This is a genomic window from Arsenophonus sp. PmNCSU2021_1 (assembly GCF_036919435.1).
GTDB lineage: Bacteria > Pseudomonadota > Gammaproteobacteria > Enterobacterales > Enterobacteriaceae > Arsenophonus > Arsenophonus nilaparvatae.
On the sequence record NZ_JAZHPL010000004.1, the window covers coordinates 221,796 to 240,298 of the forward strand.

At 54.8% G+C, this 18,503-nt stretch carries 22 protein-coding genes and 1 pseudogene; 1 reads left to right on the top strand and 22 read right to left on the bottom strand.

The window, feature by feature from the left end:
* Window positions 1-15 precede the first annotated feature (15 nt).
* Both istB and istA read right to left on the bottom strand, forming a co-directional pair.
* Window positions 16-777, bottom strand: coding sequence for an IS21-like element helper ATPase IstB (gene istB / locus V3224_RS05570; RefSeq protein WP_334469160.1), 762 nt, complete (start codon window positions 775-777; stop codon window positions 16-18).
* The gene (gene istA, locus V3224_RS05575; protein ID WP_334469161.1) at window positions 764-1,804 is read right to left on the bottom strand and encodes an IS21 family transposase; all 1,041 of its coding nucleotides are present in this window, start codon (window positions 1,802-1,804) and stop codon (window positions 764-766) included. Before istA ends, istB begins: the two co-directional genes overlap by 14 nt.
* Before the next feature lie 235 nt (window positions 1,805-2,039).
* Here istA and V3224_RS05580 point away from each other — a divergent pair, with 235 nt between their 5' ends.
* Window positions 2,040-2,552: a gp53-like domain-containing protein gene (locus V3224_RS05580; protein WP_334469164.1), complete on the top strand. Its 513-nt coding sequence runs from the start codon at window positions 2,040-2,042 to the stop codon at window positions 2,550-2,552.
* A 170-nt stretch (window positions 2,553-2,722) separates the two neighbouring features.
* On the opposite strand, the gene V3224_RS05585 is transcribed toward V3224_RS05580, so the two are convergent.
* The 20 genes and pseudogenes from V3224_RS05585 to V3224_RS05680 form a co-directional block, all read right to left on the bottom strand.
* A complete protein-coding gene (locus tag V3224_RS05585; RefSeq protein ID WP_334469167.1) occupies window positions 2,723-3,280 on the bottom strand; it encodes a tail fiber assembly protein in 558 nt (185 codons plus the stop codon).
* A 7-nt stretch (window positions 3,281-3,287) separates the two neighbouring features.
* Complete coding sequence (locus V3224_RS05590) at window positions 3,288-4,412, bottom strand: tail fiber protein (protein WP_334469170.1); 1,125 nt, start codon at window positions 4,410-4,412, stop codon at window positions 3,288-3,290.
* A gap of 80 nt (window positions 4,413-4,492) precedes the next feature.
* Window positions 4,493-5,059 carry a phage tail protein I gene (locus V3224_RS05595; RefSeq protein ID WP_334469172.1) on the bottom strand — a complete coding sequence of 189 codons (567 nt, stop codon included), beginning with the start codon at window positions 5,057-5,059 and terminating at the stop codon, window positions 4,493-4,495.
* Complete coding sequence (locus tag V3224_RS05600) at window positions 5,049-6,173, bottom strand: baseplate assembly protein (RefSeq protein ID WP_334469174.1); 1,125 nt, start codon at window positions 6,171-6,173, stop codon at window positions 5,049-5,051. Before V3224_RS05600 ends, V3224_RS05595 begins: the two co-directional genes overlap by 11 nt.
* A complete protein-coding gene (locus V3224_RS05605) occupies window positions 6,164-6,526 on the bottom strand; it encodes a GPW/gp25 family protein (protein ID WP_334469176.1) in 363 nt (120 codons plus the stop codon). The genes V3224_RS05600 and V3224_RS05605 overlap by 10 nt, the downstream gene beginning before the upstream one ends.
* 20 nt (window positions 6,527-6,546) lie before the next feature.
* Window positions 6,547-7,189 (bottom strand): annotated as a pseudogene (locus V3224_RS05610) (phage baseplate assembly protein V).
* Window positions 7,186-8,370: a phage late control D family protein gene (locus tag V3224_RS05615; protein ID WP_334469178.1), complete on the bottom strand. Its 1,185-nt coding sequence runs from the start codon at window positions 8,368-8,370 to the stop codon at window positions 7,186-7,188. Before V3224_RS05615 ends, V3224_RS05610 begins: the two are co-directional and overlap by 4 nt.
* Entirely contained in the window at window positions 8,358-8,600 is a 243-nt protein-coding gene (locus tag V3224_RS05620) for a tail protein X (RefSeq protein WP_334469180.1), read from the bottom strand. Before V3224_RS05620 ends, V3224_RS05615 begins: the two co-directional genes overlap by 13 nt.
* Window positions 8,601-8,614: 14 nt before the next feature.
* Complete coding sequence (locus V3224_RS05625) at window positions 8,615-9,496, bottom strand: phage tail protein (protein WP_334469182.1); 882 nt, start codon at window positions 9,494-9,496, stop codon at window positions 8,615-8,617.
* The gene (locus V3224_RS05630) at window positions 9,496-11,934 is read right to left on the bottom strand and encodes a phage tail tape measure protein (RefSeq protein ID WP_334469184.1); all 2,439 of its coding nucleotides are present in this window, start codon (window positions 11,932-11,934) and stop codon (window positions 9,496-9,498) included. Before V3224_RS05630 ends, V3224_RS05625 begins: the two co-directional genes overlap by 1 nt.
* Before the next feature lie 34 nt (window positions 11,935-11,968).
* Window positions 11,969-12,097: a hypothetical protein gene (locus V3224_RS05635; protein ID WP_334470379.1), complete on the bottom strand. Its 129-nt coding sequence runs from the start codon at window positions 12,095-12,097 to the stop codon at window positions 11,969-11,971.
* A complete protein-coding gene (locus tag V3224_RS05640) occupies window positions 12,066-12,389 on the bottom strand; it encodes a phage tail assembly protein (RefSeq protein ID WP_334469186.1) in 324 nt (107 codons plus the stop codon). The genes V3224_RS05635 and V3224_RS05640 overlap by 32 nt, the downstream gene beginning before the upstream one ends.
* A 25-nt stretch (window positions 12,390-12,414) precedes the next feature.
* Entirely contained in the window at window positions 12,415-12,939 is a 525-nt protein-coding gene (locus tag V3224_RS05645) for a phage major tail tube protein (RefSeq protein ID WP_334469187.1), read from the bottom strand.
* Window positions 12,940-12,982: 43 nt separating this feature from the next.
* Window positions 12,983-14,419 (bottom strand): phage tail sheath subtilisin-like domain-containing protein, encoded by a 1,437-nt coding sequence (locus V3224_RS05650; RefSeq protein ID WP_334469190.1) that lies wholly within the window; start codon window positions 14,417-14,419, stop codon window positions 12,983-12,985.
* Window positions 14,416-15,039 (bottom strand): hypothetical protein, encoded by a 624-nt coding sequence (locus V3224_RS05655; protein ID WP_334469192.1) that lies wholly within the window; start codon window positions 15,037-15,039, stop codon window positions 14,416-14,418. Before V3224_RS05655 ends, V3224_RS05650 begins: the two co-directional genes overlap by 4 nt.
* Entirely contained in the window at window positions 15,014-15,511 is a 498-nt protein-coding gene (locus V3224_RS05660; protein ID WP_334469194.1) for a Gp37 family protein, read from the bottom strand. The genes V3224_RS05655 and V3224_RS05660 overlap by 26 nt, the downstream gene beginning before the upstream one ends.
* On the bottom strand, window positions 15,508-15,972 hold the full coding sequence (locus V3224_RS05665) for a gp436 family protein (RefSeq protein ID WP_334469196.1): 465 nt from the start codon (window positions 15,970-15,972) through the stop codon (window positions 15,508-15,510). Before V3224_RS05665 ends, V3224_RS05660 begins: the two co-directional genes overlap by 4 nt.
* Window positions 15,972-16,325: a capsid cement protein gene (locus V3224_RS05670; protein ID WP_334469198.1), complete on the bottom strand. Its 354-nt coding sequence runs from the start codon at window positions 16,323-16,325 to the stop codon at window positions 15,972-15,974. Before V3224_RS05670 ends, V3224_RS05665 begins: the two co-directional genes overlap by 1 nt.
* Before the next feature lie 3 nt (window positions 16,326-16,328).
* Window positions 16,329-17,267 (bottom strand): hypothetical protein, encoded by a 939-nt coding sequence (locus V3224_RS05675; protein WP_334469201.1) that lies wholly within the window; start codon window positions 17,265-17,267, stop codon window positions 16,329-16,331.
* A complete protein-coding gene (locus V3224_RS05680) occupies window positions 17,260-18,333 on the bottom strand; it encodes a peptidase (protein WP_334469204.1) in 1,074 nt (357 codons plus the stop codon). Before V3224_RS05680 ends, V3224_RS05675 begins: the two co-directional genes overlap by 8 nt.
* Window positions 18,334-18,503: the final 170 nt, after the last annotated feature.

Here is an 18,503-nt window from a genome sequence, read left to right on the forward strand (position 1 = left end):
AATTGATCCACTGTTTTACTCGGTTATTGCTCCTGATCGCCGCTTATCTTTCAATCGATAGCTTTCACCGCTTAATTGCAGTACATGCGAATGATGAAGTAAACGATCAAGCATAGCGGCGGTTAATGTTGCGTCATCAGCAAAAGTACCAGGCCATTGCCCAAATGATAAGTTACTCGTCAATATGACACTACCATGCTCATAACGCTTGGCAATCACATTAAAAAATAGGGTTGCTTCCTCTCGCCCAAACGGCAAGTATCCAATCTCATCTATGATCAACAACTTCGGGGCCATCACCGAACGTGATAGATATTGTTTGAGCTTATTTTGTCGTTTGGCAGTTGAGAGTTGCAACATCAGTTCAGCCGCTGTTGTAAAGCGAGTTTTCTTCCTAGCCTGTACTGCTTTTAATCCTAATCCAATAGCTAAATGCGTTTTACCTACACCACTTGGGCCAAGCAATACGACATTTTCATTACGTTCAATAAATGTTAATGCGCTTAATTCCTGTATTTGTTGTTTAGGAACACTCGTTGCAAACTTAAAATCGAACGTATTAAGTTCTTTGTGTACTGGGAATCCTGCCATCCGACTCAAGAGATTACGAGTTCGTTCATCTCGTTGTTGTTGCTCACATTTTAATAGGGATAGTAAAAACTCTCCGTAGCTTTTGTCTTGGGCAATGCATTGTTCTGCAAGTGATGACCAATGACTGGGAACAGAATTTAATTTCAATGACTCACACAGGTGTTCAATTTGTTCATGCAATAACATGTTCACCTCCCAGCAATGCTTCATATACGCTGATTGAGTGTTGCAAATTGACAGATTCAAGGGGCGGTACGATACGAATATTAAGCGTATTAGTCTGCGGGATAGATTGGCAAACCCTTGCTGGTAAGGGAAGAAGATACTTAACTTCCTTAGCTAATCTGTCTGCTGGCTTTTCTAAAGTTGTTCCATGAATCCGCTGATGGGCAACGCGTTGTAACCATGGACCCACTTTTGCGTTGGCTATCTCGATATCTAGTTCAAGATTATGAGCACGAAGGTCGGTATTTAATGGCACGATAAAACTGTTTTTTAAATAGTGGTTAAAGCGCTCTACTTTCCCTTTCGTTTTTGCCCTGTAGGGCTTGCAAGCCTTCAATTTAAAACCGTAATCTTTCGACATTTGAAGCATTTCGACATGCAATTTATGTTCACCTTCTGCATAAGCATCCCGTTCGATGATGAGGGATTTTGCGTTATCACACAATACTTCCTGTGGTACACCACCAAAATAGTCGAAAGCTTCTCTTAAACCTTGTTGCCACGATCCTGCTCGTTCATTATCAAAGAACTTTACATAACTAGCACGCGAATAGCCTAGTGTTGCAACAAACGCTTTTAGGGATTTTTTACCTCGCCGGATGCTGGTGAAGTCGATTTGCATTTGTTGACCTGGCTGTGTTTCAAAACGGACGACAGCTTCGGGAACAATGCTTGGTTTAAATTGACAAACAAATCGGCGTAACTGAGCAATACCGCCTTGATAACCTCTTTCAGCTACCTCATCAAATAACACTGTTGCAGGGATCCAATCAGGTTTAGCCAATTCAATTCGCTGAAGCAAATAAGGTTTAAAGGGTGCCAGTTTACTCGGTTGTTGACTTCTTTTAGCATAAGTTGGCATTGCCTGTTGTTGTAAATGATGTTTTACGGTGTTACGGGAAATGCCTAATTCACGGGCAATTTTTCGAAGGCTTTGTCCTTGTGTAAAGCGAACATGAATATCCACAAATATCTCCTTGGTTAACATAAATTACCCGTACAAAAATGTACGAATAATACCAAGTGGATCAGTTTTAGATGATCGTTAGTGGATCAGTTTTGCATGATCGGTGACAGTAAATCGGTGTTTTGGTCATTTTTTGACATCCTTATATAGCCAATTTTTGCCATTTTTAACCTTTTCTCAGACCCGGTAAGCCTTGTAATCGCTGGTTATTGTCTAAATTTTACCTAATTTCTCGATTTAATAAAACCTTGGTTTGTTGGAAAAAGAAAATCGGTGGATTAATAAACAGATTTTTAACACGTTAATTAGCGGTAATCTTGACGGTAACGCTGCGTCAGCAACACGTCTACAAACAGCCAGAAAAATCGCGGGAGTAGCCTTTAATGGAAGTGCAGATATCAGTATACCAGCAGGCAATGTCGGCGCTTATACCAAAGTCGAAGTGGATAGTCGTATCAATGCGAAAGGCGCAAAAAATACCGCTCATCTTGTCACCAACGGATGGTGGAAATGCGGGGATACCGGGCTTATCAGGCAATGGGGTATCACGCCACCACTGTATGCCGGACAGATTTATACCCTGACGTTGCCTTGTCCGGTTCCTCATGCCATCTTATCGGCGACAGCGACAGTGAAATTGAAAGGTATTGCCGCAGAGGGTAATTTAGGCACCTATGTTGAAATAGAAGGAAAATCGTTAATTATCAGTGCTGATTATACAAGGACAGCGATTCAAGCGCCTAGAACATGGGAGTTGGTTTGTTACTAACTCTAGATTATCACACTACTTCACGAGTTTCGCACCAATAAAAAAACGCGCTATTTTTAAGTTTAATTCAGCATGATATATAAATAGACAAAACCTTATAAATTAAATACAAATTATTGTAATTTAATAAAATTTATGTGTTTTAGTAACTTGCAGATTAACCATTGCTTTTAAGCCATTTCTAGAACTTTATATGCCTGTGCGAAACTCGTGTACTTTTTTGGTGCTTCCGGCCATGCAATATCCGGCCTTTTGCTGATATCGACAGGGTTTAGCAGCACGCGGTACGTTTTCCACGCGACAAGCTTGGCCCTTTCTGCCTCTGTGGCCATATCGAGGTCTACCGCATCCTGTAGCGGAGCAATAGCGATGCTCGCCATCTGCATCAACTCTGCTTTCTCAAACTTTGCTTTCACAACACGTTCACCCTGAGTCGGGATGCGGCGAACCACTTTTTTACCATCAAAAAGCCAGTCACCGGAGATATCCACCCCACTAGGCAGTTCATCGACGTCGACAACGGTAAACCCTGCGGGGTACAGGCTGGACACATCTTTGGCAATAGAGCGAATGATGCCGGTATCGGGTTCTATGCAGAGTTTGTATTTTTTGGTGAACAGGTTGAGTGATTCATAGAAATCGTGACCGTCTTCACTCTTAAAATACTGGACACCATGACCATAGGGCATGTTATCCGGGGAATAGCGGGAGACATTTTTTAATTCCATAGTGACCTCATTTTGAATCAGAAATGTCAGAAATCGTGCGCCATGCGCCATTGATTTTAATCTGCAACGGGCAATAACGAACCTGATAAACATGTGTACCCGAAGAGCCGTCACCACTCAGTGTCACCCCTACCATGACACACCCCTTCGAGGCATCAGTGGATACACCTTCTGGTGTGTAGATTGCGCTCACGGCACCACGCTGTACATCCCGAACATACCGGGCGTCTGATTCCTCCTTGGTGTAAGCCTGACCCACCCCCTTGGGCTGGAAGGTTTTTTTCAGGTAAGCGTCCAGCCACTGATTTCCCCATTGACTGCCGTAGATATTGCCGTCATGGGCTATCCTTGCAGCTCCGGCATACACGGAAGAAGGGGCATGAAAACCGCCATCTTTATGGAAAACGTACTCACCACCACCGTCACTGCCGTTGTTCAGTCGAACACCATCACCGCCCTTGTCTTTGAAGAGCCACATGCGAACGCTACCATCCTGATTATGAATACCCAGATGCTTGCGATCATCCCCCTTCAGTGAGAGTACACCACCTTGTGAAATAATGTCGCCATTGACCGTTCCGCCGGTTCGTTTGTCCAGTGCGTTTTTTGCACAATCTACCGTTTCCGTTAAACCAAGGTTTTCTAGAAAAAGATTCTTGTCTGGGATGTCGGCCCCATTCTCATTTTTTGCCAACTTTTGGCTCAGAAGTTGGGTCACGCTTTCGGCAAATTTCGGGTTATTACTGATGGCCTGGGCCAGCTTGTTCAACGTATCTAAATCGGAAGGCGCATGGTCGACCACCGCATTCAGCCTGTCATTGACAATTTTTACCGCTTTGGGGGTTGCGGCTTCCGTTTCACTGCTGCTCTGATTGGCATTGCTGAGCTTGACAAAACCTTTTTCACTTACGCTCGCATCCGGGTGGTTTCGGGAGCGTGTATGCGCCCTTAACGCCGCTTCCGCCGCTTTTAATTGCTGCTTTAACCAGGCGGTGCGATTCGCCAGTTCACGCGCGGGCCGGTTGGTAATACCGTCTGGCCCACCCAATACCGGGTCGGAGGTCTCTATCTGGTAGATACCGTCCGCCCATTCGGCCTGTTCTTTTAAATAGCTCATGTCTTTTTTCTCCATCGTGCTTATTCCATCATGGGTGGATTGTTGGTCACAGTGTAGTCTTTTTTCGTGTATGGATTAACTGTTTTTGCATACTTTTAACTGCTGCCATGATTATAGCGCCCATGGTAGGTCGTCTGAGCGTTATAGCGCAGCGGCACTGCCGTATAATCCAGCGCCACCAGTTCGCTCCGCGCCGGCGCAAAGGCCGCCAGCGTCTCGCGCAATTTTGCTGCCTGGTCATTGGTGATCAGCTGGTTAAGAATGACCCGGTACAGTGCCCAGTGAGTCTCGCCATCGGGATACGCGGTGGCCTGTTCAGGTTTAAGGGCTGCTCCCCCTTCGGTTATCGTCACCTCCCCAAATCCCAGCGCCCGTATCATGGCACGAATCGACCAGGGGGTGCCCTTATAGCGATGCAGCGTGATGGCCGATTTCAGCATCGCCCGGCGCGCATCATCCGATTCTGCCAGAGACCAGCCATTGACCCCGGTTAACGCCAGCTGCTCTGCCAGCCAGGGCAAGGCCGACGCCTCGGTCATATCCAGCAGATAAACCAGCAGCGGCGTCAGGTCAATCTGCTGCAACCGCGCGGCCTGTGCCGCCAGCGCCTGAAAATGGCTCTCTGCCGCCAGCAGCGGCGGTAACAGGCTGTTATCGGTCATCGCCGCTCTCCGTGCCCAGGGTCAACTGAATGTCGCTACAATGCGCCCATTGCTGCGCGGCCAGTACCGTCGGCTCAAGGGTAGTGAAACTCGTGAGCTGCACCCGGTAAACGCCGGGGACCGAGAGTGCCGCGATAATCTGGCTGGGCACAATATCCCGACCCAGCTGTTTAGCCTGGCTTGCCGCATACTGCTCAGCGGCCTGCCGCGCCTGTTTCAGTACCGGCTCGCCCGGCTGGCTGGCATAACAGGTCAGTTGCGCACTAATCGTATAGTCAACCTTTTCAGGGGTCAGCACCTGCACTGTATCATTCAGCGGGCGCACCCGCTCTTCCGAGCACAGGGCCGTCACCAGGCTGAGCACCGTCTTGTCCGGCAGCCCGCTGGTCAGCAGCGGATATAGATTGACCGTGCCGGGTTTCGGGCGGGTCACCGCCACATCACAAATCCCCGGATGGGCACTCATGGCATGAAAACGGTACGCTTCACGGGAACCGGCGGTACTGAAGGACGCCGGAGCCAGACGGATACGGTTGCGTAGATGCTCATCATCCTCCGCGTCTGAGCCGCCTTCGCTTGGCGTGGTATTGGTGACCTGAATATCCCCGTCATCGATGGCCTCCATCAGGGTGCTGATTTGCGCCGGTTGCCAACCGTTACCCTTTGTTCCCGCCTCGCTGCAGGTCGCACTCACCGTCACCGTGGATGCCGTCGGCGTCAGCCTGACTTCGCTGTCGGTGGTAAATAGCAGGCTGTCCGTGGCGCTGAGCCGTGTGCCGGCTGGTATCGGTATCGTCACCGAGGGCGGGGCCGCCAGTGAAAATTCCACCGTGGTGCGTGCCCGTTGAGCCGGTAGACGGTAAACGCCGACCAGCTCGGCCAGATAATCCAGCATTGGCGCACGGGCAAAGGCCACCAGGTTTTGTTCGGCGGCGGATTGAATGGCACTGCGCACCAGGGTTTCCCGGTAGGCGAACAGGTCAATCAATAGCCGCTCAGCCTGCGCCGGCCACAGGGTCTTGCCGCTGGCCGCTTCATAGTCCGTGATCATCTCGCGGGTAATGGTCTGCGCATCCGCTGCAATAAAAACCGGCTTCTCGAGGGTTAACGCCATGCCACCTCCGTTTGTGCGTTGACCTGACTGCCCGGCAGTCGCCAGCGCAGCAGGAGATTCACCCGCTCACCCTGCGCATTAAGCCGCACCTGATGTAATTCGCATCGGGGCTCCCAGCGCCTGATGGCCTCCACCGTTTCCCGTACCACATGCGGCAAGGCCCGCTCAACCGGCATATCCAGATAGCGATGCAGGTCACTGCCAAAATCCGGTCGATGCGGGTCGCTGCCTTTTGGGGTGCCTAAAATCAGTCGCAGGCACTGCTGAATATCTTCGACGCCACTGACCCGCTCACCCGATGCATGCAGCGCGGGTTGCCAGTCTGCGGCGCTGAGGACGGTCATTGTGTTCATCAAACGCGTTCCTCCCTCACTTATAACGGCTTGCCGGTGGGTTTACCGTCATGCCCGTTGCTATGTTGATGCTCTTGCAGCGACACCCGACCTGCCTGGATATCGCCGCTGGCCTGGAGCGTGCCGTCAATGATGGCTGTCGCGCCACTGCCGCCCGAACCGCTCATGCCGCCCTGGTACGTCAGTTGCTTTTGCACCGTCAGGTTGCCCGTCGCGACCGTATCGGGTGCATCCAAAAACAGGGTTTTACTTGCCTTCACCGTCGCATTTTGCGTTTGAATCAGCACCGTGGTCTGGGTGGTCAGCGTCAGGGCCTGTATCTCGCCCCCGATAGCCATCGCGTGGTTTTTGCGGTCATACTCGACAAAAGTCCCGTCGGCAAAATCCACCCGACGTTTATCGCGGTTTGCCACCGTGGGGGGGTCTACCTCGGAATACACCGCCCCTAACACCACGCCGTCATCACCGTCAGCATCCAGCAGCAGACTCCACCTGTTCACCTAAATCCGGTAGCCCGTAATCCTTGTTATCCTGGGTGTTGCGTTGCAATACCGGCAACCAGGCGGTGCGCAGGTTATCACAGGTCGGCAGCCGTACCCGTACCCGGACGTTTTGCTCATCAATCTGGCTGATGGTACCGAACATCAATTGCAGTGCTTTCATGGTGGCTTTTCTCCGATTGTCATCTCTTTTTCACTCAGCGGCCCCACGCTGCCATCGGCTTTCACCCCCATCACCGGTGGGGTCGCCGACTGATCCGCGCGAATCGTTTTCCTGTTCATGCGCGCCATCGGCCCCTGGCCCAAGGTGAGTTCACAGGTGTACCCGCTTTGGCGCGACAGGGCATGGCGGACTTCGGTGATAAGCCACACCCCGGACAGGCGACCAAAATCGGCCAGGCGCACGGTTAACCCGGCTTGATACGCCGTATTGCCCGCCAGCGCTACCGTCGCCACCCGTTGATATTCATTATGCCGGTTCAGCCCCGCACACACCTTGGCAGTCGCTTCTTCCCGGCTCCGTGCCCGGCTGTGCAGTCTTAAGGTATCGGCGCTGGTTGAACGTCCCTGTTTTTGAGGCGCCGTTTCTCGCGCCACGTCGCCTATCGTGCCATCGGCCTTGATACCGACCGTGACCAGTTGTTTGCGCTGGCTGTCCTGGTATTTCACCTTGCCCTGCTGGTAGATACGGTTAAGCGTATCGCGCAGGCTGTAATGACTGACGGCTTGCGGGGTAATGACGTTAACTGGCGAGGCTTCTCGCAATCTGATGCGCTCAGAAAAAATCAGCCTGCTCGGCGTGACTTTAACGATATAGCCGTACTCCTCCGCCAGCCGGCGCAAAAAAGCCAGGTCGGTTTCATGTTGCTGCGTGACCCTGTCAAGGGGCAGCGGCGCAATCAGCCCTTCCAGTGTCAGGTGGTGTTTTTGGGCAATCCGCCGGGCGATGGCCGCCAGGCTGGTCTGCTCAAACGCCCGGTAGCTCCGGGTTCGCAGCGCGGTGGTCACCGAAGCGGATAACCCACGCAGCGACACCGTATCCGGCGGGCCACTAAGCTCTATTTCATCAATCGAAAAGGTGCCACAGGGACGTAATGGCGCGCCGACCCTGCCGAGCGCCAATGAGAGCGTGTCGCCTTTACCCGGATACCAGGCCCCACGCCAGCGCCCGGCGCTGTCTTCCAGTTCGACCGTCAGCTCATCAGACTGGCCACTGAGCTGATCGGTAAAGCGGATCCCGAGCACGTCCGGGGTGATATCGTGCGTGATGTCCTTTTGGCCATAATGCAGGGTCCAGGTCGGGGCCGGTACCGCCTGCTGTCGTTGTGTCATTAACGCAACCATGGCGGTGTCTCCTCAACGCTGTCCTGTGCGTTAATCAACGGGATAGCCAGGGTGATGCCGGCAGGCAACACCGGTGTAATGGGGATATCAGGATTGGCGGCAATGATCCGCACATAGCCCAATGCGTCACCGTAATAGTAGGCGGCCAGCGTATCCCAGCGCTCGCCCTCACGGGTAATATGCTGCCAGACACCTGGCTTATGTTCTTCTTCCTGTTGGCTTGCAAACATCGTCCTGTTCTCCTTTAGCGGCGCGTCACCAGATGGCTCGTCAGACGGCTCAGCAGCGGGGTGACGTCGTTCCAGGTACTGAGGGCACCGCCCACCTGACCGGCCACCGTATCCAGTGCACCGGGCAGTGCCTGGCCGGTACCGGGGGTCAGAGCACTGAGCGTGTTTTTCGCCTGGCTGGCCGTGGTCGCCACCTTGCCCGCCGCTCGGGTCAGCTGACTGGCCGCAGGAAAATGGGCTTCCAGGCCGGCCAACAACGGCTGCGCCTGTATCAACGGGGTGGCCACCTCACCTAAGCTAGTAATGACCCCAGGGAGGCGCGTTAACGCCGCGACCGGATCCGTTTTCATCTGGCGCACCACCCGGATCGCCTGTGAGGCCGTGGCCAGTGCCGACTGCGCCTGACGGGCCAGACCCACCGCCCGCGATAGCGGTGTACCGGTGGCTATTGCCCGGGTTAGCCCGGCGGCTTTTCTGTTCAGTGTCGTGGCCATCGCCGGCGGCTTAAGTGGTTGGCGCAGATCGCCGGTAAATTCACGCAGACTGATATCGACCTCCAGGCATTGGGCGATACCGTCGGCATGCGCCAACACCGTACGACCGGTAAGCGTGGTGATCACAAAATGCCCCAGGTACTCGCCATTGCCGAGCACAAACGCCAGTGCCTGGTGGGCACGACAGGCGGCCTGTAGCCGTTGCCATTGCGCGGTCGGTTGACAGTACTGCTGATGAAACCGCACGCTTAAACTGTATTCATCGCACTTGTCGCCGACCCACTGCAGACCCGGTTTACGGCCAATGCGCGCCTGCTCGGCAAACTCACCGCCAAGGATGGCTTCCAGCGCGGTAAAGCCGGTCTGTAACTGCACTTCAATCTCACCGAGTATCGCCAGCATCAGTGAAAGGCCCGCCGTTGTTGTTGGTGCATCAGCTGCGCCAGGCGTTTTTCCAGCTCACGCACACTGATAGCCAATGCATCACGCAACGCCGCCGGGGTCGTCTGCGACTGACCGTTCATCACAATCTGCGGCGCAAAGGTGATCTGCATGCCTGAAAAAGCCTTCCCCTGACCGGCAGGGGAGATCGGGGTATCAGGCCAGTGGGGCACACGCGGGGACGGCGGTTGCATCAGCGGCATCAGGCCGCCGACGGCGCGTTCTAACGCGGGCGTGGTGCGGGTAATGCCCAGCACCGCCCCCTGCACAATATTGTCCCCCAATCCGGCGAAAACACGAGAAGGGCTGTGGATCCCCAGCGTTTCCTTAAACCAGCCCGACACACTGTCACCAAAATGGACAATCGTCTCTTTGGCGGCGGTTAAACGACTCTTGATCCCGTTGACCAGACCCTCAATCAGCTGGCGACCCGCATCGGTAAAATGGGCGGGCAGTTCAACATGGAAATAGCTCATCACCCCGGCAAAGGCTTTATAGAACAGACCCACTGGCGACCAGTTAAGGATAAGTGCCCCAACGCCCGCAATACCGCCGGAAAACGCCTGTTTCACCTCGGCCCAACGGGCCTGAAAGAAAGCGCTTATCGGCGTCCAGTAGCGGACAATCAGGTAAGCGCCGGCGGCAATCGCGGTGATAGTCAGGCCGATAGGGGTAAACATCAGTGCCCGCCCCAGCCACAGCAGTGCGTGTCCGGCGAGGCGCAGGCCCGTCACCAGTCCGCCGGCCAACACCTTACCTAATCGTCCCGCACTGCCCGCGAAGCGGCTTAAGCGCCCACCCATGCCAAAGGCGGTGCTGAGTAATAACCAACCGGTACGCAGCCGGGTAAACCCGCCCCACAGCAGGCGTATCGGCGAACCCAGCAGATTGAACGCCAACCTTGTGGCCAACAATCCCCCCTTAAACAACAGGAGCGCGCCCACCGTTTTAGCCATACCACTGACCAGCTGGGGGTGGGTTTTGACCCAGGCATTGGCGGCGTTCACATAAGGGAGTACCGTGGCGGCTAAATTCTCTACCGCTGGTTTTAGTGCATCACCGAGACTCAGCGACAAATCCTGACTGGCAATGCCTAACTTTTTCATCTGTTCAATGGGGGATTCAAGCCGTTTTTTATAGTCACTGCCTAATACATCCTTGTCCGCGGCCGCCAGGGCCTGGGCGCGGATTTGCCGGTACTTGTCCATATTGGCCAGCATCGGACGCACAAAGGCCATCACCTGCATATCGGCAAACAGTTCACCTAAGCCAAAGTTCTGCTGCAGGGCCAGTAACGCTTTATCGCGGGCGGTATCGTCCTGCAGCGCCATCGCTGATTTAAATTGCGCCAGCGCCTCGGGACTCTTTTGCGCCAGATAGGTTTGCAGGGTATTCATCATCCCTTCAATCGGCGAAATCCCGTGCGCTTTTTGCTGCATGAGTGATTTTTCAATATCGATACCGACATCACCAAAACGTTTTTTAGTTTCAGGGGCGTACAGTTTTTCCAGAAAGTTATTGAAATTGTTCGCCGCTTTATCGGTGCTACCGGCACCCATTTTGGCTACCTGCAAGGCAGCGACCATCTCGGCCACCGCCGCTTTACCCTGGGCTATGTTGGCCATTTGTGGTGCCAGCTCCGGCAACCACTTCACCTGGTCAGCGATTTCAAATGACCCAGCCTTACCCCCTTGCGCCATGATGTTCTGTACCACAGCAAAATCTTTCGCGGCAATGCCCAACCACTGCTGGGTGGTCACCGCCGCCTGTGCCCACAGTTCAGCGGAGGTGCGGGTGGCGGTTGCGCCGCGGGCGATGTGTGGCAGGTAGGCGCGAATAGCGTCCAGGCTGTCAATGTTATTGCCAATAAGCGCACGGGTGGCGGCCTGTAAATCATCCTGCGTCTGGTTGTATTGCTGGCTCCAGGCGCGGATATCTTTACCCAGCGCCGCCTGGGTGGCACCGTCGTAACCGGCGGTGATACCCATATCGACCAGATTGTCCTGAAAGGTCATCGACTGCTTGACAGACGGCGCGACCGCGCCCACCGCTGCCGCCGTGGTGGCCCCTAACGCCAGTCCTTGCCCCATCAGGGCCTGTCGTTGTTGCCCGGCAATCTGACTGGCCATCATAGTGTGATGCAAACGGCGATGCTGTTGCTCGAGACGGGAAAGTGTCTGACCCACCCGACCCAGCTCGCTATTAAGGTTACGCGCAGCCTGACCGCCCAACTGACCGTAGCGGGTCATTGCCTGGGTCAGTTGTTGCTGACGAGTCTGCAGACGACGGGTGGTGTCCCCTAACAGATTGAGGCTACGTCGGGAGTCACCCATCGCCGAGCGAAAGGCACTGGCCACCGCCCCCTTAATCACCACCCCAATCGAAAATGTGTTGGCCACCGAGTCACCTGCCTGTGTTACGTCTGATTAACGGTTAAGTACTTGTCCCGCGTTGCCCGTGCTCCTGCCGGATTTGGGCGGCGGCTTCCTGTAAATAGTCCTCAAATTCCACCACGGTCAGCGCATCCAGCTCACTCGGCTGCCAACGGAACCATCTCGCCAACAGGGCCTGCGCCTGACGCAGCGCCTTCGGCGAGTGCATCCAGCCCCGCAAACTGGCGAAAGTGGTCTTGCAACTGCTGATAATCCACCAAATCCATATTGTCGATATCTTCCGGTATCAGGCCGGTCATACGGGCAATCAACAGACTGTCCCAGTCATTGGCGTTTTCACTTAAGCGGCGTACCGCCTTGATGTCACTGACCTTGAGCCGGTTTAAGCTGACCTGGGTTAGCCTTTCACCACTGCCCAGGGCATAAGGGTATTGCAAGGTGTAATGTAAAGACGGTGTCATGAGGGTTATTCCTTACCTGTTACTGTCAAGCGCCCAGATTGGCGCGATAATCGGTGAGCATATCTTCACCGTTGATTTTAAAAATATTGGCGATCACATCCAGCTCCAGCAGCACCTGGCCATCCATCACCTGCTTGATATAGCTGCAGGTAAAACTGCTGCTCATCTCCGGCACCTCATGCTGCTTAAAGCTGCCCAGACTATTTTTGCTGAACATCACCGTCATAAACACCGCGACGGGTAATTCATCCTGGCGACCCTGTGCCGGGTTATAGCGCTGCAGGCTACCGCGACATTGCAGCGGATACGCCTTGAAGGGATTGGCGGTACGCAGCGCCACTTCTTCATACAGGCTGGTCCAGTGAATCTCCCCTTCCAGCTTGTCAAACCCCGCCGGTAACTGAATTTTGCCTATCATCCCCAGCGCCTGATGCTCCTGCTGCACCACGTTGATTTCCGGTAGCTTGATTTCTTTTTCCCGACCTATCAGGCTATTGCCGTCCAGGTAGACGTTGGCATTGGTCATAAAATGCAGTGCATTGCCCGCCATCATCTCCTCCTTATCGTTATCTTATTGACCCTGTGCGTCACGCTCATGTGGAAACCCCACTTTTCAGGAAGGTGAGATAGTCATTAGTGATTTCCGTCTCAAAGGTCAGGTGCTCCATCGGCGGCGGTGGGGTGTATTTGTAATTCAGTTTCAACTGTCCCAGACTGAGCGCATCCTTGGTGTTCTTCGCCGGGTCATACCAGCAGTGAAAACCCAGCAGCGCCCCATCGGCAATCAACCTCCGACCATAGCCATTCACGGATTCGGTCAGCGCATCAATCAGCCCCTGATTAATGGGGCGATCAATATATTGCAGACTGAAATGGCGGATAGATTCATTAATCATATCCCCGGTGCGCCGCACATTTTCAAAATTCTTCAGATGCGTCACGGTCGGCCAGGCCGCGGTGCGATTGCCCCACAGGCGTAATCCGCTACCAAAGCGGTTAAACACCGTGGTAATGCCGTTCTGGTTAAGCAGATTGACCTCGCTATTGGCATCATCAATGCGCGCACTTAACGGGCGCTCAATCCCGACAATGCCCATCAATTCCTGATTGGAAGACGACCACCAGAACCCTTTTTCCCGGTCAATTTTTGCCCGCAGGCCCGCCGCGCGCGCTGAGAGCGGCTCCAGACGATTCTGATTCGTCGCCTTGTCATAGACCTTGACCTGCGGATAACACAGGCGTACCCGGTCAGAGGCGGTATTAAAATTAATGGTGCCTTGTGGCCCGCGTCCGGCTATCGCCTGGGCAAACGTCGTCCCCGCAGGCGCATCAATATAGGCGATGGCTTCACAGGGGTGCGCCAGGGCAATCATGGCGGCAGCCACCGCATTTTGGTGCGAGAAGCCGGGCACAATCAGCAGCTTTGGGCGAAAGCCAAACAGGCTGTCGGCATTTTCCAGTGCTTTCATGCCGGTACGCTGGTCGGCGGCATTGGTGGCACCCAAAACGTCAGCGGCGGTGATTTTTGAGACATCCGGGGTGTTATAGGTCACACTGACGGTGGCCCCCTGGGCAATACCGCCGGTGGTAACACGGGTGACGTTGCCCGTTGCGGCGGCCATGGTATAGTCGGTCGCCACCTGATAGGGGGTCTGCCCATCGACGCTTTTCACCACCATATCGCCCACGGGTAACTGGCTCAGTGTGGCACTGTGGTGCGTGCTATCGAAGGTGACACTTTCTGCGGTTATCGTTTTCTGATGGCTTTTGGGGTCAAACACATTGACCACCAAAACGGTCCCGACACCGTGGTCATAGATAGCGCGCAATGCCTGTGGCAGGGTAAATCCACTTCGCTCATCGCCAAACTGCGCCGCATCCTCTTCCGACAGGCACAGGGTCAGGGTATTGACCGGGCCTTTGGGCGCGGTACCGACCAGGCCAATCACGGACGATTTTCCCGTTTTGACCGGACGGGTCCCGCGTTCAATTTCCAGCGTATCGACGCCGTGATGGTGTTCTCTACTCATGGGGTGACCTCGTTACTTTTGGTGTCTGCTGGTACTTTGCCGCGTTTTCTGGCGGGCATCGCTAACGATGAGCTGACCGGCACTTCGACGGGTTTGGCCTCATCAGGGCGGGGAGCAGCGGTGTCGCCCGATGAGGTGATTGCCGGTGCCAACGGTGCAGCCACGATGGGTTTGACGGGGGTTTCTGCTTCCTGACCCAGAAAGGTTAAATAGCCCTGGGCTTCCAGCCCCAGCACATAATCGTTATCCATCGGCAAGGTCACTTCCTGACCCGGCCAGAACATCACATCCAGGATGCGGCCATCCGGTAAACGTAATGAAGCACCCCCCATCTGTTCGCCGTCATAACGATAACGGGCCGGTTTGCCGGTCGGCTGTTGAGCCTGTTGTGATCGTTGTTCAAAATCAGTCAACGGTTTTGCCGGTTCAACGGGCGGATCGGGATAATCAAAGCCCAGAAAAGTCAGATAGCCCTGCGCTTCCAGCGAGACAATAAACGGATGATCGACCGGCACATCGACCACCTGACCGGGATAAAACATCACATCCTGGGTACGGCCATCAGCCAGACGCAGGGGGGCCCCATTCGGGGATTCACCGTTGTAGCGAAACTTCGCCATAGACCACCTCATTACTTTCTGTCTTCATGAACTCTTCCCGAGTACGCGGTAAGGCGTCGTGCGGGGCGTCCTGCACAAACCAGGTTTCTGTCGCGACCGTCAGCGCGTATTGCCATAAACCCTCCGATTGCCCCAAAAAAACCTCATCAATCAGCCACAGTGGGCGGCGACAGTCCGGCGGCATAAAGCCGCCCACCGCCTGACGCAGGGTATCGAGCAGGGCAATCGCCCCCTCGTTACCGTTAAGCTGGCGCATCACCAAGGTCAGCGTGAAATGCAGCACCCGCGGCTGAAACACCCTACCCACATCCTGAATGTCGCCAAAACGCGAGCGGGCAAAACTGAGCAGCACCGCGCCGAGCGGATGATTGAGATGAAAGCGTTCCGGCTGCTCAGGAAAGAAGGTGACGTCCAGTTGCGGCAACCGCTGTTTCAGCAGGCCCAGGAGGGCGCGCATGATATCGAGCGTCATTCAAAGTCCTCCAGTAAGCCGCCGGGGCCGCTAAAGCGCGCCGGACGGGCGCGGACATGAAAAGCCCCCGGCTCGGGGAGCACCTGACCACTTGCGGCGATACCTAACGTCAATTTTCCGTCACGCAAGGCTTCCAGCATTTTCAGGCTGCCGCGATACACCTCTTTTATCGCCTCGGGCAGTTGGCCTTCGGGACGACGCAGGTACAATCGATGCGTCACCAGATTGACCGCCATATCGCGCAGTACCGTGGGAACGGTCTGCAGCGGCAAGACGTAACGCCCGCGCAGATCAGCATCAATCAGCTCATCGGCATAGCGGATAGCGTCGCTCAGCACCTTGTCGTGAATCACATTGGGCAGGCTACCCATCAGCGCTTCGCCTGAGACATCCTGCGTCAACCGAACCAGCGTATGGTGTGAGAGCAATTGCCCGATATCCTCCAACGTGCAGTAGGCCATCAGATACCTCTGACCATGCGGATAATCTCGCCAGCGGCGGTGGCGGCATCCAGGGCCACGCCCACCGTTGAAGCGGGCAGCCCGCCACCGGTTAATGCGCTTTCTGATACCACCCGGCCTTCACTGTCGGCCTTGAGCAGTTCACCGGCGCTAATCGCGGCACCGGCTTCTACCGCCATGATGCCCAGCACATTAATCGGTACGCTGTCGCCTTTTTTACCGGAGACCTCGGCGACACCGAGTTCCGTCCCGGTGCCCTTAAAGGGTTTTGCCGTGATGCTCACCAGACGATGGACGGTTAACTCCTCCACTGCCACCACGGTCGTGGTGAGTACCACCTGTTGCGTCACCATGTTTTACGCTCCTTTAATGCCACTAATCAGATACCCGGCCTCACTGCCCACCACCGCGACCTTGTAAATATCGGTGTAGCGGATATTGACCACCTTGCCGCCAACACTGTCAAAGCGGTCGGCCAGGGGCATTCCCTGCCGGCGGAAGGTATAGCCAAAGGACGGCCTATGCTCATCCGCGCTATCACTGCCCGCAGAGGCGGGACTGACCACATGCAGCATCAGGTTATCTTTCCACAGGTCGGTGGTGGTTTTACCGTCTTTCGCCAGCTGAACCGGCGCGCCAATCAGCACCTCATCCACCTGGAATAAATCTTTTAACATCTCGGTGGTGATACGTTTGCGTTCATTCCCACCCAGCGCGTCTTGCAGCACCTTATGAAAGCGCAACAGCGCCATCACGCTCGCCCCCATGGTAATGACGTTGGGTCGCAGTCCAATATTGGCCCGCACCACTTCCATTCCGGCTTCAATATCTTTCAGCGGATCGCCTTTTTCTTTATTCCAGGCGGCATCGCCGGTCAGGGCCTTTTTTGCATTGCTGGCATAGACCGAGGTCGATTGCGCCAGCTCCGCCACATACTGCTCACGGCGCAGCAAAATACCGTCGGTGGCGCGTTTAATCGCCTTGATTTCTTCATTGAACATCGATTCCGCCTGTTCGCGGTAATCGACCGGCACCGCTAAATCATGCTCATCGAGCACGATATCGGTAAACGCCTGTTTTTCTCTTAACAGGATATTGCTGTTGGCCCCGACCGCGCGTTTGGTTTCATACAGCGCCAGCCGTCCTTTACCAAAGGTCGGTACCTTAACGCCTTCTTTTTCTACCCTGACGAGAGGAAACAGCTTCTCTCCAATCAGGCTGGCATTGCGGTATTCAGCGGCAATGTGGGTCAGCACCGGGTCGTTGGCCCGTTTGCTTTTTAAATAATCAGACATGGGACTCTCCTGTCAGGCAGCGTTTCACCGCCGCTTCGTAAGGCATGGACTCACGCGCCTTAAGCGCCATCGCCTGTTGATGCAGCGCATCCGGATCGGCGGCCTGCTCAGTAAAGGCAGCGCACCCTTGCGGTGTAGCGCGTCTGCCCGGCACCGCCTGTGGGCGAAAATCAACCAGCGGGGCGGATGAGGTCAGCAGCGATTTAACCGCTTCTACGAGCGGACGGGTGTGACTGCCTTCGGTAAACTCCAGCGGTTTTTCGCTGTGGGTCAACGCATCCAGTAACGCGACAATCACCGGCTGTCCCGCCGGGGCCAGTCGTCCGTCGTTCATCAGCGTTTCGGCAAAGGCCACATTGGCGTCATGAGCGACTTTAGCGGCCTGCGCGGCTTTTTCGGCCTGATGAGCGCTGAGCTGTTGCTTTAACGCCGCGTTCTCAGCTTCCAGCTGTTTTTCGGTTTCGGTTTTTTCCACAGTAAGGCTCTCCGTTGTGGGATAAGGGTTGACAACCCCAGGCTCAGAAAAGGCCAGGGTCTCGGTGGTTAGCGCAGGGGGTTCAGATGGAGTACCCACATAGTGGCTCAGTAACGCCCGTAGCCGAAGTAGCAGCGAGTCGTGGCTGTCATCCCGATCTTCGGTAAATTCCACCACCCCGTCCTCGGTATCTGCAAAAGAGACCGCGCGTAGCCCTTTGACAGCGGGCGGCTGTGCGCCAAGAAAACCGACATGGCGTAAATACAGGGCACCCGGTGCCGGATTATTCGGCGCGTGGGGTAAATAGAACGACGCCGAGATTTTTTTGTAGCGGCCCGCCGTCACCAGTTCAGAAAAAGCCGGATCAACCTGCTGCGGCTCTGCCAACAAATCACGTCCTTGCGCCGACAGCTGTTTGATCCAGCCGTAAGCGGGCGCATCGGTAGTCGGGTGACCGGTCACTATCGGGGCTTCATGTAACGCCGGATCGTAGGCATCCGCACAGGCGCGTAAATCCTGCTCGCTGACGTTCAGTACCTGCCCGTGGCTATCCGTATGCCGACCGCGCGTAAAAATATGCAGGGATTTCATGGCACCTCCATTAACATCATGGCAGCAGTGTATGCCAGGTCGGCGCATTTCCCTTTTAAAGGGCTTTAAAGATTTTCATTTGAATATTTTTGATGACAGAAGAATGCGGCGGCGGCTATCGGGGATAACCGCGTCAGGAAGGGGTTTATAAAGCTTTATAAAGGGCGGAA